This is a genomic window from Mesorhizobium australafricanum, from assembly GCF_033977265.1.
GTDB lineage: Bacteria > Pseudomonadota > Alphaproteobacteria > Rhizobiales > Rhizobiaceae > Mesorhizobium > Mesorhizobium australafricanum.
On record NZ_JAVIIT010000003.1, the window covers coordinates 349548 to 363335 of the forward strand.

Sequence of the window (13788 nt, forward strand, 5' to 3'; positions counted from 1 at the left end):
ATGAGCGAAAAGCCCAATCCCACGCGAAAACGCCTCGTCGAGGCGGCGACCAAGCTCTTCTATGCGGAAGGCATCGGCCGCGTCAGCGTGGACGCCGTGGCCGAGAAAGCCGGGCTCACCAAGCGCACCCTCTACTACCATTTCAAGAGCAAGGACGACCTGATCGCGGCCTATCTCGAGGGCCGCGACCAGCCTAACCTCGAGCAGATGGCCGGCTGGTTCGAGGCGGCAAAAGGCGGCGCGGACAAAAAGGTCGAGGCGATCTTCACCAACCTGGCGCGGGTGGCGCGCCATCCCAAATGGAAGGGCTGCGGCTTCCTGCGCACGGCGGCAGAGCTCGCCGCGATGCCCGGACATCCGGCGGTGAAGGCTGGAGCGCGCCACAAAACCAATTTCGAAAAATGGCTGGCAGGCGCGCTTTCAGACCACGATGTCGGCGAGGCGAAGATGCTGGCGCGCGAGATCGTGCTTTTGATGGACGGCGCCTTTTCCAGCATGCTGATCCATCACAATCCAGACTACGTCGCCGCTGCCGGCCATGCCGCCGCAACGCTGGTGCGGGCGCGGATGGCGAACGCAGGCGCCCAGAGCAATTCCAGGAAAAATGCTCAACGGTTAGGCTCGGCGACATCGCCGTAGCCCTCGACCGGGACAAGACCTCGCTGTTGAGACTCCACGTCCAGTGGGTCTTCACCAAAACGAACAAGGCCCCTCCCAGGGCCTTGCCATCTCAATCTCCGAAGTTCAGGCGCCGGCTACTTCCCCATCATCGACTTGGCATTCTCCGCCGTGATCGCGGTGGTGTCCACCGTCACAGTCGGTTCCACCGACGTCGCGCAGTCGAGCAGGATCTTCTTGGACATCTCGATCGCTTCCTTGGCGCCGGTCGGATAGGTGAAGGTCGCCGCCCAGTCGCCCTTGGCCACCGCCTCGATACCGCCGGCCGGCCCAGGCAGGCCGTCGGTGCCGATGATCTTGACGTCCTTGCCGGCGCCCTTGGCGGCCAGCAGCGCGCCCGCCGCCATCATGTCGTTCGAGGCATAGAGCACCTTGATGTCGGGATGCGCCTGCAGCATTGCGGCAAAGGCGGTCTGGGCTTTATCCGGAACCCAGTCGGCCGCCTGTTCGGCGACGATCTGGATCTTGGCATTCCCCTTCACGCCTTCCTTGAATCCGTTCAAGCGCTCCACCGCCGGCGTCGAGCTCGGCAGGCCTTCCAGCACCGCCGCTTCGCCGCCATCGGGCAAAAGCTTCGAGGCCGTGTACTTGCCGGCTTCCTCGGCGATCTTGAAATTGTCGCCGCCGATGAAGGCGGTGTAGTCCTTGCCGGGGTCGCCGACTGTCTTGCGGTCGAGCTCGATCACCGGGATGCCGGCATCCATGGCGCGCTTCACGGCAGGCGTCAGGGGCGCTGCCTCGAAGGGCGAGATCAACAGGATATCGACCTTCTGGGTGATGAAGTTGTCGACCTGCGAGGTCTGCGTGTTGACGTTGCCGGCGCCGTCGGCGATCTGCAGGGTGAAGCCCGGCACTTCCTTGGCCGCCGCCGTCAGTTCGTCATTGACGTGCTGGCGATAGGGTTCGGCGTTGTTGGCCTGCGAAAAGCCGATGACGAACTGGCCGTCCTTGGCGCAGGCCTTCACCAGCGGCTCGGCTGCCTGAGCGCTCCCTGCGATGCACAGGCCGGCGCCCGCCAGCAACGCGACCCGAAGGGCGCGCGATCCTCTCAACGTGGTTTTCATACTCACTCTCCTCCTCGTCCGGCCGGGGTGCCGGACCTTGGTTGCAGTCTCACCTATGCCGCCGCCGGCCTCCTATCGACCCAATCCCTCGCGGCGGCGAACGAGGGATTGAAGCACTGCCGCGAGCACGATGATCGCGGCGGTCGCGAGCAGCTGCGTGGCGGGGGTGATGTTGTTGAGCTGAAGGATGTTGGCCAAGGCGCCGAGCATGATCGTGCCGGCGACGGTGCCGACCATGGAACCCGCGCCGCCGAACAGGCTGGTGCCGCCGATGACCACGGCGGCGATTGCGGTGAGCTCATAGCCCATGCCGTCATTGGCGCTGCCGAAGTTGAACTGACCGGCATGGACGATGCCGGCAAGCGCCGAGGCAAAACCGGTGATGGCGTAGACCGAAATCTTCACCATCGACACCGGAACGCCGGAAATGCGCGCGGCGCGCTCGTTGCCGCCGACGGCATAGACGTAGCGGCCGAAGCGCGTGGTGTTGAGCACCAGCGTGGCGATCGCGGCAAAAATAATGAAGACGATAGTCGCCACCGGCACGGTGTTGTCGAACAGGCGCTCGCCCAGCACCGCGAAGACAGGCGGCGCCAGGCCCGGCCCGTCGCCATAGGAGATGTTGATGTACTGGTTGCCGGAGACGATCAGCGCCAGACCTCGCGCCGCCTGCAGGCCGGCCAGGGTCACGATGAACGCCTCCAGCCGGAAGCGGGTGGAGATCGCGCCCTGGACGATGCCGAAGACGACGCCCATGGCGAGCACCGCCAAAATGGTCGGGATCAGCCCGAAGCCGCCGGAGATCATCATGGTGGCGGTGACCACGGCGGAGAGACCGAGCACCGCGCCGACCGAGAGATCGATGCCGGCGGTGATGATGACGAAGGTCATGCCAATGGCGATGATGCCGGTCTCCGATACGGCCCGCACGATGTTGGCGATGTTGTCGGGGTTGAGGAACAGGATTTCGCCATGGCGCCGCGGCGAGAAGATGACGCCGCCGATCGCCACCAGCACCAGGCCGATCAGGCTCTGGAAGCGCACGATGATGGCCAGCGGGTCGACGCCGTGCTTTTGCGCCGCAGCTGGCGCCGGGCTTGAAGCCGCCGGGTTGACCGCCACCGAAATCTTCTGGTCCGACATCAGGCCTCCCTGCCATTTGCCGCGGCAAGCACGGTGTGCTCGTCGACGCCGCCATTGAATTCCGCCACATTGCGCCCCCGGCGCAGCACCACGATCCGGTCGCAGAGACCGATCAGCTCCGGCATCTCGCTGGAGGCGACCAATATGCCCAGCCCCTGCGCCGCGAGCGCCCGCAGCCTGGCGTAGATCTCGCCCTTGGCGCCGACATCGACGCCGCGCGTTGGCTCGTCGAGCAGGAGCAGGCGTGGGTTGCCGAGGATCTCCTTGGCCAGCACCACCTTTTGCTGGTTGCCGCCGGAAAGCGCGCCGACCGCGATATCCGGGTTCTTCGGGCGGATGTCGAACTGGCTGAAGGATTGCGTCACGGCCTCCGCCTGGCGGCGTGGCGACATCAGGCCTGCCGGCGAGATGCGGCGGATGACCGACATCACCAGATTGAGGCCAACCGCCATCCGAAGCATCAGGCCGCTGCCGCGCCGGTCGTCGGTGACGAAGGCAATGCCCGCCTTGCGGGCGGCGTTGATGGATTCGAGTTTCACCGGCCGGCCGTCGACCGCCACCTCGCCCTGCCAGCGGCCGGCAAGGCCGGTGCCGTAGAGTGCCGAAAGCAGCTCGGTGCGCCCTGCCCCCATGATGCCGGCGAGGCCTACGATCTCGCCTTCCCTGACCTCGAGCGAGATGCCGCTCGGCGGCTGCCAGCCGGCGCTTTCGCGCGCAAGCGTGAAGCTGGCGTCCTTGAGGCTGAGCAGCGTCTTGCCGGCGCTCTTGGCACGCCCGGGATAAAGCTCGTCCAGCGGCCGCCCGACCAGCAGACGCACCAACTCGGCCTGCGGCGCGTGCGGTTCGCTAATGCCGGCGACGCGGCCGTCGCGCATCACCGTCACGCGATCGGCGATCTCAGGCACTTCCTCCAGTCGATGCGAGATGTAGACAATGCCGACGCCGGTCGCGGCCAGCTTGCGCATGATGTCGAACAGGCGCTCGACCTCGCCGACGGTGAGCGCCGCGGTCGGCTCATCCATGATCAGCACCCGCGAGGCATAGGACAGCGCCTTGACGATCGCCACCACCTGGCGCTGGCCGATCGAGAGGTCGGCCACGAGCCGCGCCGGATCGATGGCGAGCTCGATCGCTTCCAGTCGCTTCTTCGCCTCGCGGCGCATCGCCGGCACGTCGAGCATGCCGCCCGGCCGCATTAACTCGCGGCCGAGGAAGAGGTTCGCCGCGACGTCGAGCGAAGGCACAAGGTCGAGTTCCTGGAAGATGGTGGCAATGCCGGCGGCTTGGGCCTCGCGCGGATTGTTGAAGACCACCTGTTTGCCGTCGACCCGGATTTCGCCCTCGTCCGGCGTATAGACGCCCGACAGCAGGTTCATCAGCGTCGACTTGCCGGCGCCGTTCTCGCCGAGCAGCGCGTGGATCTCGCCTGCCTTGAGGTCGAAATCGACGCCGCGCAGCGCTTGCACGCCGCCGAAGCGTTTGACCGCGCCGGTTACGGAAAGCAGCGGCGCGCTCATGTCTGCCTCGTGTGGGCCGGCTTCGCGCAAGATTCACGCACCTGCAGCGTCGCCCGCAGCCGTACGGCATGGGGTGCCGCGTCGCTGGAAGCGATGCGGGCGCTGAGCTGCGCGGCGGCCTGGCGCCCGATCTCGGTGCAGGGCTGCTCGACCAATGTCAGACGCGGCTCGAAACAGTCGGCCCATTCGAAATCGTCGAAGCCGACCAGCGATAGGTCGCTCGGGATCGAAAGACCCTTTTCGCGGATGGCGCGGACTGCCCCGATCGTCGTCATGTTGTTGCCGGTGACAAGTGCGGTGGGCGGCGCGGGCAGCGAAAGGACCGCATGCGTCGATGCCGTGGCGCTCGCCGTGTCGACATTCTGCGGCGAGACATAGTGCGGCAGGCATTCAAGTCCATTGGCGGCGAGCGAGGCGCGAAAGGCCTCGATGCGCTCGCGTGTGGTGGCGAGTCCTGGCTGGCCGGCAATATAGCCGATGCGTCTGTGGCCAAAGGAAGCGACATGGTCGATCAGCGCGCGCATCGCCGTGTCGTTCTCGACGCCGATCTGGTCGAAGCGGTCGTCGGCGAAGCGGTCTATAAGCACACACGGCACTTGTTTGTCGGCGAGATACTCGATCGCCCGCAGCGGCGCGCCCGACGGCGCCAGGATGACGCCGTCGACGCGCCGCTGATGGAAGGCGCGCACGACCTGCAATTCGCGATCCGGGTCTTCCTGGGTGTCGGACAAGAACACCATCAGCCCGAGCCGTGCGCACTCGGCTTCGACGGCGCAGATGATGTCGGTGAAGTAAGGGTTGGAAATCGCGGAGATGGCGAGCCCGACGCTGTTGGTCGAGGCGACTTTGAGCGAGCGCGCCAATTCGTTGGGCTGGTAGCCCATGGCCGCGATGGCGTCGTTGATAAGCTGCGCCTTTTCGGGCGAGACGAAGCGGGTACGGTTGACGACATGCGAAACGGTCGAAACCGAGACGCCGGCCCGGCGCGCGACCTCAGCCATTGTCGGCATGACGACTCTTACGGAGTGCCCGCAAGCGCTCCTCCCTATCTCGCGTTTCCCGTCCGCTCTTCGTCGGATTTGGCCAAACCATAGAATCATCGAAACGTTTGCGCAATCGTTTCGATGACGGAGCGCGCCAGATTTTTAGCGCTGGCGAAAAGTCGACGATCAGGAAGTGAAAGCCAGCCAGGCGGTGCCGGCGAGAAGCGTCACCAGCGTCAGCGGCAGGCCAACCTTGAAGAAGGAGGAAAAGGAAAGCTCCTTGCCGGCCGCTTTCGCCTGCTCGGCGACGATCAGGTTGGCGACCGAGCCGAGCAGCGTGAAATTCCCGGCAAGCGTGGAGCTCATCGCCACGACCAGCCAGGCGCGCTCCGGGTTTTCCAGCCCGGGGATGAACGGGCGGAGCGCCAGCACCGCCGGCACATTGCTCATGATGTTGGAAAGCACGGCGGTGAAGCCAGAGAGCCGCCAGACGTCGTCGAGGCCGATGTTCTTCGCCCAGGCGATCATGTCGGGCGTGAGCAGCGTGCGCTCGGCGCCCGCCACCACCACGAACAGACCGGCGAACATGAAGAGCAGCGGGCCGTCGATCTCGCGATAGATGCGCCGCGGCTTGATTGCCCGGGTGACCAGCAGGAAGGCGCCGGCAATCAGCGCCGCCTTGGCGACGGGAACGCCGGCGAAGAAGGCGAACGCCAGCATCACGCAGACGATGGTGGCCTTCAGCACCTGTCCGGGCAGCATGCGGCCGCGATAGACCTCGGGGCTGAGTTCGGCGGGGCGGGAGAATTCGGCGCGGTAGACGATGCGCACGATGACGATGACGCAAAACAAGCTGAACAGCGCCACCGGCGCGAGCGCCAGCGCGAAAGCCGGATAGGAAATGCCGGACAGCGCGCCGATCACCATGTTCTGCGGATTGCCGGTTATAGTGGCGACGCTGCCGCAATTCGAGGCCGTGCAGGTGGCGATGAGGTAAGGCACCGGGTTGCGGTTGATGACGCGGGTGACATGGACGACGATCGGAGCCATCACCAGGCAGATCGCGTCATTGACCAGGAAGGCCGAGAGCACGCCGGTCAGCAGCGTCACCATCACCAAAAGCATGAAGGGTGCATGGGCGTGCTCGATGGCAAAGCCGCCGAGCGCGCGAAACGCGCCCGACACCTTGAGATGCGCGACCACGATCATCATGCCGAGCAGCAGCGTGATGGTGTCGAAATTGATGGCTTTGTAGGCATCCTCGATGCCGATCGCGCCGATAGCGATCATGGCGGCGCCGCCGAGCAGCGCGATGCCGGCGCGGTCGAGGCGCAGGCCCGGAATGCGACCGACGGCAACGCCGGCATAGGTGAGCACGAGGATGAAAAGCGCGCCCGCGCCGGTCCATGTCATTGCAAGAAGGTTCCCGTTGCCTGCCCCTGGCCGCCAGAATCTGCCGACGCATGGGGCGGCGTCACATTTAGCAAAGGCAGCGCAAAGGGGAAGCGGCCAAGCGCATGAAAGCGTCGTGACGCTTTCGTGGCTTTCACATTCATAAACCCTAATGTAAAGAATAGTGAAATAACATAAGTGACCGATAATCCAGGCGTTGGGGACTAAACGGATGAACACGGTCGTTGAAGCGGAACATCGCATCCCATCACGGGAGGAATTGATGCGTCCGCAGGAATGCTCCCGCTGTCAGGGGGCCAAGAAGGTTTTCGTTTGCGCGCGTTGGCTTAGCTCGAACGGCCATTGCTGCCCAGGAGGCACGCACCGGCTGAATTGTCCGGGACACAGCATCGTCTGCCTCGAATGCAGCGGGCGCGAGAGCTAGCGAGATTCGAGCAGCCGGTCGACCGCAAACGCCGCCGCGGCGATTTCGCCTGTTCTGGCATCGGCCGGGGCCGCTGTCATTAAAGTTTGACATAGCCAGGCATGCCGGGCTTGCTGCTATCATTGCCCTTATGGATCCGACTATTGCCTTGCGCCTTGCCGCCGCCTACCACTTGGCGAATTTCACGATTTCCTCAGGCCTGGCAAAGCAATGATCGTCCGACTGCGACGCGCCCTGCGATGGCAAGCGCTTCCGCTCCTTGCCGGCTTTGCCATTGTCGCGCTGATTATCGCGGCGCGCGCCATCCTCGCCGAAACACAGATTGCGGACCGCGACGCCAGCCGCGAAGCGATCGAGGCCCAGCAATTGCTCTCGAGCCTGCTCTCGCTCGTCCAGGACGCAGAGACCGGCCAGCGCGGCTATCTGCTGACCGGCGAGAAGAACTATCTCCTGCCGTACCAGCATGCCGTCGATGCGCTGCCGGCAATGCTTAAGCGTGTCGGTGAGATGTTTCCCGACGGCAGCGACAGGGCGCAACAGGTGGTCGGCATCAAGGACGCGCTTGCCCGCGAGCAGGCCGAGCTCGCAGAGACGATCCGGCTCTACGACACGGGCAACACCGCAAAAGCGCTGGACATCGTGCGCCGCGGCAGCGGCAAGCTGGACATGGACCAGATCCGCGCCAATATCGACGCGATCCGGCGCATCGACGGCGCGAGCCTCGCGGCCCGCGCCGAGCGCATGGAACAGATCGAAGGCTGGCTGCGCGCCGGCTCGTTCGCGGCACTGGTGGGCATCTCCCTGCTCGGCATCTACACGATCCGCCAATCCAGCCGCCGTTTCCAGGACGTGGCCGCCGCGCAGGACGCGCTGAGCGCCAAGAACGCGGCGCTGCTCGCCGAGATCGAGACGCGTGAAAAAGCGGAGTCGCAACTTCGCCAGGTGCAGAAGATGGAGGCGGTAGGCCAGCTCACTGGCGGCATAGCGCATGATTTCAACAACATGCTGGCCGTCATCACCAGCGCCATGAACCTCGCGCAGCGCAAGCTCGCTCGCGGAGAGCATGACGTGCAGAGCTTCGTCGAGGCGGCCACCGATGCCGCGGCGCGCGCCGCCAACCTCACGGCCAGGCTGCTTGCCTTTTCGAGACAGCAAACGCTGGCGCCGCAGATCGTCGACGCCAACCGCCTCGTCACCGGCATGTCGGATCTTCTGCGCCGCACGCTCGGCCATGCGATCGAGATCGAAACGGTGCTGGCGGGCGGACTTTGGAAAACGCATGCCGACCCGAGCCAGGTCGAGAATGCCATCATCAACCTGGCGGTCAACGCGCGCGACGCCATGGACGAAAAGGGCAAGCTCACCATCGAGACCGCCAATTGCCATCTCGACGAGGCCTATACGGCGGCGCATCCCGAAGTGAAGGCCGGCCAGTATGTCATGATCGCGGTGACCGACACCGGCGCGGGCATGCCGGCGGACATCATGGCCAAGGCTTTCGAGCCGTTCTTCACCACCAAGCCAGCGGCCAAAGGGACTGGGCTCGGGCTCAGCCAGGTGTTCGGCTTCGTCAAGCAATCCGGCGGACACGTCAAAATCTATTCGGAGCCCGGCGAAGGCACGACAATCAAGATCTATCTTGCCCGCTTCACCGGCCCGGAAGATGCGGCGACGCCGACAAGGGCAAGCGGCAGGAGCGATGTCCCGGCAACCGAAACCGTCCTGCTCGTCGAGGACGACGCCCGTGTGCGTGCTTCGACGGCCGCCGCGCTGCTGGAGCTCGGCTATACCGTCATCGAGGCGGCCGGCGGTGAAGAGGCGCTACAAAAACTCGGCGAGAACGCCGCCATCGCGCTGATGCTGACGGATATCGTCATGGCGGGCATGAATGGCCGGCAGCTCGCCGAACAGGCACGCAAGCATTCCCCTTCGCTGAAAGTGGTGTTCATGACCGGCTTCACCCGCAACGCGGTCGTGCACAACGGCGTGCTCGACCACGATGTGCACTTCGTCGCCAAGCCGTTCACGCTGGAACAACTGGCTGCGAAGCTCAGGGACGCGCTGGCGACACCCTGAAGCCTGCTCGCGCCTTGCACCTGTCAGATGCGACCGAGCAGCACCAGGATGATCACGATAACCAGGACAAGCCCGAGGCCGCCGCCGCCATAATAGCCGGTACCGTAGAAAGGTCCGCCGCCAAAGCCGCTGAAGCCGCCAAGCAGGGCAAGGATGAGAATGATGATGAGAATTGTGCCGAGGCCCATGGTTTCTTCCTCTTTGTGACTGTGCGATCCCGCGCTTTGTTATTGAGGAAGTGAACTCACAACCAGCGCGCATGTTCCCCCGATGTAGGCGGCCGGCTTCGGTTTTCCGACGGCACGGCAGGCGCGCCTGCGTGGAACCATTTCCCAGCCGGCAACGTTGGAGGCTGCCCATCCGGGCAATCCTGGCAAGGAGGCAGGCACATGGGCGCATCCGTTCTTATCGGCATTCTGATCACCTTCCTGGTGGTGATCCTGGTGCTCTACCTCGTGCAGCGCCTGCCGCTCGATGCCCGCGCGCGACAGATCGCGCAGATCATCGTCATCATCATCGGGATCATCTCGTTGCTGAAATATCTTACGGTGTTTTAGCCGCGCTCCGTATTCGACACCGGAAACTCCGAAGCCTGGTCCCTCATGAGAACCCTGTCGATCACACTCATTGCCGGCATGATTGCTTACGCTGCGAGCACTGCCCACGCCCGGCAGGATACGCGCGTCATGACCTGTGCCCAGGCCCAGACGCTCATCCAAAGCCATCACGCCGCGGTGCTGACCACCGGACCCGACACCTATGACCGCTTCGTGCGCCAGTTTGGCAATGAATGCGACTGGCCCGAAGTGCCGATATCGATCCCGGTTCCTACCCGCGATGGCGAATGCCGCCTCTATCGATGCGAGGAGCCGCCCTTCAATTTCCCCGATTGAACAGCGCCACGCACGCCCGTATCTATTTTGAAGCATGTCGTTCTCCCAAAACCGCCAGGCCCTTTTGGGCGACATGCATCGTGGCGCGGAACCGTTCCGACCCCGGGCGAATTGTAACGGACAGCGGCCTGGCCGCGCCGGATCGGGCTGCAGGAGGAACGGCCATGTCCAACGAGATCAAGCGCAGCGGCAGTTGCCTGTGTGGCGGCGTACAGTTTCAGGTGGCCGGCGAGCCGCTACGGGTCGGCCTTTGCCACTGCAAGGACTGCCGCAAGACAAGCGGATCGGCTTTCCACGCCTATGCGGTGTGGCCGCTTCGCGCATTCGAAGCCGCCGGCATCACCAGCACCTACGGCGCTCGCAGTTTTTGTCCCACCTGTGGAAGCCGTGTTCCGTTCATCGGCGAGGATGAGGCCGAGGTCACGATCGGCAGCCTGGACATTGCGCCAACAGAAGGGCTGCTGCCGAGTTACGAGTTGTGGATCGGACGTCGCGAGTCCTGGTTGCAGGCCGTGTCCGAAGCACGCCAGTTCGAGCACGATCGGATCGCCGATGATTCGGCCGCGGGCGGGGAAGTCGGCCAGGAGCCACAGCAAAGGTCGGCCTAGGTCGAGTTCTTTCCGGACTTAAGTCGGAACGACAATGACCTTCAGTCGAAGGGCGCCCTCCGGCATGTCCGGAAATAGGTGGCTGTCGATCGATCCGCGCGGACTTTTCTCGAAGTTTCGTCTCTTTCAACCACCGGTAGGTTTGCCGGCCAATCGGCTGCCGATAGCATTTGCAATGAGTCGTGATCTCCACGTTTTCAGTTGCCTGTGCCCATTGAGTTTTATCGGCTTCGCAAAATATAAGAATTTTTAGCCACGTCTCTTGCTGCAATACAACTTTTGGGATTGTTTTTCCTCCTTCCCGCAGTGTTATCACGCCAAAGACCAAGCTGCAGCGGGCAATACCAAAGTGAAAATTCTTTCGGCTCAAGAAATTTTTTAGACCATCATCTTTCTGCTTATGTCAAATATGACGCCCGAACTTGCCACAAGCAGCAGGCCTTATGATTTCGGACTTAGTACAAAAGGCCACCTTTGTTTCTTTCAATTTTTGCTACATAGTGTTGGCGAATCTTGAAGCCGGACGAGGCGGTTTTCATGACGTCGGGGCCTGAGCACGGCCGAAACATGCATATGCGGTATCCACCGATTGACGGGTTCTGGACCTGGGACATCAAGCGTGACCGTGTCTATGGCGACGCCAATCTTTCGGATTATTTCGGGCTGACACTCGACGAATTGTCGCACGGCGCATCACTGGAACGGTGCATGCAAAGCATCGACCGTGAGGATCGTCCAAGGGTTCGATTGGCTATCCGCAAGGCAATCGAGCGCAGGTCTGGCTTCAGGGAAGTCTACAAGGTCCGCTCGGAAAAGATGGGGCTTCGCAAGATCCTTGCCGTCGGTCAATGCTACGTTGACGATATGGGCGAGGCAGCACTCTATCCTGGCTGGTTCGTCGATCTGACGAAGGATGCCGCGAGCGAGGAACAGTCGCTGCGCGAGATCCACAATCACGTCGGTCAGGCCAAGGACATCGCGCGATCGATCGGACACGACATGTTGTCGTATCTTCTGGACAATATCGAGGAAGAGATCGAGCAGCGACTTGATGGAATGCTGGGGAGGCGAAGATCGTCCTGAAGCAGCTTTCGCCGATTGTTTGCGGGCTAGCCTCGCTTGCCGCGTCTGCCGACCTCGGCCGTGACCATGCGCGCGAAATGCGATTGGGGCGATCGGTGCTCGATAAGCTTGGCGCGCTCGAGGGCCGCATCGCCGTAAAATTCGATCAACACCCCGGCGGCCTGCGCAGCATCGGCCCTCAATCGGCCGAAATTGGCTTCCCCGCTCTCGAGCGAAGGCTCGCTCCTGGCAATCACGTCAAGCATAGCTTGCAACTTGTCGGGAGTGCTGCCCTCGTCTTCGTGCATGGTCGCTATCCGGTTGGGCGGGCAAAATATCGACATTTCCGCGCCATGTCCAACAGCTTCGTTGATCAGGCGTCCGTACAACCGCGTACAGCTTCACCGCGCGCACGATCACAACCTTCATACAAGCATAGTGAGCCAATCTTATCGCGCAGACTTTTGGGGGGCACCCATGGACCAGCCTAGCAAAATGGAAAACCTGCAGTTCGCGCAGGGGATCTTGCGAGAGCTTCGCCAGAAGGCGGAAGCCGATGGCGAAAAGCTCCTGACCTATCTTATCGACATGGCCTATCTCGAGGCCAGCGACCGTATCCGCGCCCACTGGATCGGCAGCCACGAACCCGAAGCCCGCCGCGCCAAGGGCTGAGCCGCCCAATGCATGTCGCCCAGAAGTGTACGGGACAACGACATGCATAAAAACAAGGACTTAAAGTGCGTCGCCTGAATCTGCTTCAGCGCAACGCACTTTAAGCAATTCCAGGACGAGCGCGTCACAGATTTCAGTGCGGAATTGTGTCAAAACAAATAGTTAGAGTGGTTCGTCGTTTCCGTGAACGATGAACCGATCCAGCCATCGGACTGCGCCGGAACGCAAAAAAAGCCCGCCATGCCTTTCGGCATGGCGGGCTTTTTTCAAGTAACGGGGCCATGTCCAACAGCCCCGCCGCAGGTCTATGACGCGGCAGCTTTTTGGCGGACCGGAAGCTTCCACCCGGGCCGCGCGAAATGGCAGGTGTAGCCGTTGGGATAGCGCTCGAGATAGTCCTGGTGCTCGGGCTCGGCTTCCCAGAAGGGGCCGACCGGAGCGAGCTCGGTGACGACCTTGCCGGGCCACAGGCCGGACGCGTCGACGTCGGCGATCGTGTCTTCGGCGATCCGCTTCTGCTCATCGCTGGTGTAGAAAATAGCCGAGCGATAGCTCGCGCCGACATCGTTGCCCTGGCGGTTCCTCGTCGTCGGATCGTGGATCTGGAAGAAGAATTCGAGCAGCGCGCGGAAACTGGTCCTGGCCGGGTCGAAGACGATCTCGATCGCTTCGGCGTGGGTGCCGTGGTTACGGTAGGTGGCGTTGGGAACGTCGCCGCCGCTGTAGCCGACTCGCGTTGAAACAACGCCGGGCAAGCGTCGGACCAGATCCTGCATGCCCCAGAAGCAGCCGCCGGCAAGCACCGCGCGCTCGGTGGAAGAAGCCATGTCACACCTCCTTTGGATTGCTCCATAGATAGGAGCTCTGGCCGGATTCTTCCAGCGGCTCGGGCACTGCCGGCAAGGCCCGGGGAATAGCTCTTCGCGATGACATCGATGTTTCGGGAAACGATCAGGAATCCGGCGTCTGTCTGAACCGCCGCACCACCACCTCAAACACGATGTCCGAGAGGCTGCAACGATCTCGGCGCGCTGCTCAGGCGAATAATGCCCGGCATCGTCGATGGTCATGGAGGTGACGTGTCGGGACATGGCAAACCTTTCCCTTCTCCCCCTGTGGGAGAAGGTGGATCGGCGCGCAGCGCCGAGACGGATGAGGGGTACTCCAGCGGAGCGGGACGCTGGCGTTCCCTGGAGCACCCCTCATCCGGCCGCTTCGCGGCCACTTCTCCCACAAGGGGAGAAGGGAAGTGCGC

The 13788-nt window shown here is 63.1% G+C and carries 15 protein-coding genes; 7 read left to right on the plus strand and 8 right to left on the minus strand.

Annotated elements, in window-relative coordinates:
• Complete coding sequence (locus tag RFM98_RS08535) at positions 1–639, plus strand: TetR/AcrR family transcriptional regulator (protein ID WP_320308450.1); 639 nt, start codon at positions 1–3, stop codon at positions 637–639.
• A gap of 116 nt (positions 640–755) precedes the next feature.
• Here the strand turns inward: RFM98_RS08535 and RFM98_RS08540 are convergent, their stop codons facing one another.
• The 5 genes from RFM98_RS08540 to RFM98_RS08560 form a co-directional block, all read right to left on the minus strand.
• Complete coding sequence (locus RFM98_RS08540; protein ID WP_320308451.1) at positions 756–1742, minus strand: substrate-binding domain-containing protein; 987 nt, start codon at positions 1740–1742, stop codon at positions 756–758.
• A 72-nt stretch (positions 1743–1814) separates the two neighbouring features.
• On the minus strand, positions 1815–2885 hold the full coding sequence (locus tag RFM98_RS08545) for an ABC transporter permease (RefSeq protein WP_320216177.1): 1071 nt from the start codon (positions 2883–2885) through the stop codon (positions 1815–1817).
• Positions 2885–4402: a sugar ABC transporter ATP-binding protein gene (locus RFM98_RS08550; protein ID WP_320308452.1), complete on the minus strand. Its 1518-nt coding sequence runs from the start codon at positions 4400–4402 to the stop codon at positions 2885–2887. The genes RFM98_RS08545 and RFM98_RS08550 overlap by 1 nt, the downstream gene beginning before the upstream one ends.
• Complete coding sequence (locus RFM98_RS08555) at positions 4399–5412, minus strand: LacI family DNA-binding transcriptional regulator (protein WP_320308453.1); 1014 nt, start codon at positions 5410–5412, stop codon at positions 4399–4401. Before RFM98_RS08555 ends, RFM98_RS08550 begins: the two co-directional genes overlap by 4 nt.
• Positions 5413–5571: 159 nt before the next feature.
• Complete coding sequence (locus RFM98_RS08560) at positions 5572–6798, minus strand: anion transporter (protein ID WP_320308454.1); 1227 nt, start codon at positions 6796–6798, stop codon at positions 5572–5574.
• Positions 6799–7432: 634 nt separating this feature from the next.
• On the opposite strand from RFM98_RS08560, the gene RFM98_RS08565 reads away from it, so the two are divergent.
• On the plus strand, positions 7433–9298 hold the full coding sequence (locus RFM98_RS08565) for a CHASE3 domain-containing protein (RefSeq protein WP_320308455.1): 1866 nt from the start codon (positions 7433–7435) through the stop codon (positions 9296–9298).
• A 23-nt stretch (positions 9299–9321) separates the two neighbouring features.
• Here RFM98_RS08565 and RFM98_RS08570 read toward each other — a convergent pair whose 3' ends face one another.
• On the minus strand, positions 9322–9486 hold the full coding sequence (locus RFM98_RS08570) for a DUF3309 family protein (RefSeq protein WP_320216182.1): 165 nt from the start codon (positions 9484–9486) through the stop codon (positions 9322–9324).
• A 201-nt stretch (positions 9487–9687) separates the two neighbouring features.
• Here RFM98_RS08570 and RFM98_RS08575 point away from each other — a divergent pair, with 201 nt between their 5' ends.
• From RFM98_RS08575 to RFM98_RS08590, 4 genes are all read left to right on the plus strand, one after another.
• Positions 9688–9855, plus strand: a complete 168-nt coding sequence (locus RFM98_RS08575; RefSeq protein ID WP_320216183.1) for a Thivi_2564 family membrane protein — start codon at positions 9688–9690, stop codon at positions 9853–9855.
• A gap of 45 nt (positions 9856–9900) precedes the next feature.
• Positions 9901–10191 carry a hypothetical protein gene (locus tag RFM98_RS08580; RefSeq protein WP_320308456.1) on the plus strand — a complete coding sequence of 97 codons (291 nt, stop codon included), beginning with the start codon at positions 9901–9903 and terminating at the stop codon, positions 10189–10191.
• 164 nt (positions 10192–10355) lie between these two features.
• On the plus strand, positions 10356–10799 hold the full coding sequence (locus tag RFM98_RS08585; protein WP_320308457.1) for a GFA family protein: 444 nt from the start codon (positions 10356–10358) through the stop codon (positions 10797–10799).
• Positions 10800–11372: 573 nt separating this feature from the next.
• Positions 11373–11882 (plus strand): hypothetical protein, encoded by a 510-nt coding sequence (locus RFM98_RS08590; protein ID WP_320308458.1) that lies wholly within the window; start codon positions 11373–11375, stop codon positions 11880–11882.
• Between the two features lie 26 nt (positions 11883–11908).
• Here the strand turns inward: RFM98_RS08590 and RFM98_RS08595 are convergent, their stop codons facing one another.
• The gene (locus tag RFM98_RS08595; protein WP_320308459.1) at positions 11909–12250 is read right to left on the minus strand and encodes a hypothetical protein; all 342 of its coding nucleotides are present in this window, start codon (positions 12248–12250) and stop codon (positions 11909–11911) included.
• A gap of 88 nt (positions 12251–12338) precedes the next feature.
• Here RFM98_RS08595 and RFM98_RS08600 point away from each other — a divergent pair, with 88 nt between their 5' ends.
• Positions 12339–12533, plus strand: a complete 195-nt coding sequence (locus RFM98_RS08600) for a hypothetical protein (RefSeq protein ID WP_320216188.1) — start codon at positions 12339–12341, stop codon at positions 12531–12533.
• A gap of 305 nt (positions 12534–12838) precedes the next feature.
• Here the strand turns inward: RFM98_RS08600 and msrA are convergent, their stop codons facing one another.
• Entirely contained in the window at positions 12839–13360 is a 522-nt protein-coding gene (msrA, locus tag RFM98_RS08605; RefSeq protein WP_320308460.1) for a peptide-methionine (S)-S-oxide reductase MsrA, read from the minus strand.
• Between the last annotated feature and the right edge of the window lie 428 nt (positions 13361–13788).

Bases quoted from the DNA above. Each gene is read 5' to 3' on its own strand.
- RFM98_RS08600 (WP_320216188.1), top strand. From the start codon at position 12,339: ATGGACCAGCCTAGCAAAATGGAAAACCTGCAGTTCGCGCAGGGGATC.
- RFM98_RS08590 (WP_320308458.1), top strand. From the start codon at position 11,373: ATGCGGTATCCACCGATTGACGGGTTCTGGACCTGGGACATCAAGCGT.
- RFM98_RS08555 (WP_320308453.1), bottom strand. From the start codon at position 5,412: ATGCCGACAATGGCTGAGGTCGCGCGCCGGGCCGGCGTCTCGGTTTCG.
- RFM98_RS08545 (WP_320216177.1), bottom strand. From the start codon at position 2,885: ATGTCGGACCAGAAGATTTCGGTGGCGGTCAACCCGGCGGCTTCAAGC.
- RFM98_RS08565 (WP_320308455.1), top strand. From the start codon at position 7,433: ATGATCGTCCGACTGCGACGCGCCCTGCGATGGCAAGCGCTTCCGCTC.
- RFM98_RS08580 (WP_320308456.1), top strand. From the start codon at position 9,901: ATGAGAACCCTGTCGATCACACTCATTGCCGGCATGATTGCTTACGCT.
- RFM98_RS08575 (WP_320216183.1), top strand. From the start codon at position 9,688: ATGGGCGCATCCGTTCTTATCGGCATTCTGATCACCTTCCTGGTGGTG.
- msrA (WP_320308460.1), bottom strand. From the start codon at position 13,360: ATGGCTTCTTCCACCGAGCGCGCGGTGCTTGCCGGCGGCTGCTTCTGG.
- RFM98_RS08560 (WP_320308454.1), bottom strand. From the start codon at position 6,798: ATGACATGGACCGGCGCGGGCGCGCTTTTCATCCTCGTGCTCACCTAT.
- RFM98_RS08550 (WP_320308452.1), bottom strand. From the start codon at position 4,402: ATGAGCGCGCCGCTGCTTTCCGTAACCGGCGCGGTCAAACGCTTCGGC.
- RFM98_RS08570 (WP_320216182.1), bottom strand. From the start codon at position 9,486: ATGGGCCTCGGCACAATTCTCATCATCATTCTCATCCTTGCCCTGCTT.
- RFM98_RS08585 (WP_320308457.1), top strand. From the start codon at position 10,356: ATGTCCAACGAGATCAAGCGCAGCGGCAGTTGCCTGTGTGGCGGCGTA.
- RFM98_RS08535 (WP_320308450.1), top strand. From the start codon at position 1: ATGAGCGAAAAGCCCAATCCCACGCGAAAACGCCTCGTCGAGGCGGCG.
- RFM98_RS08540 (WP_320308451.1), bottom strand. From the start codon at position 1,742: ATGAAAACCACGTTGAGAGGATCGCGCGCCCTTCGGGTCGCGTTGCTG.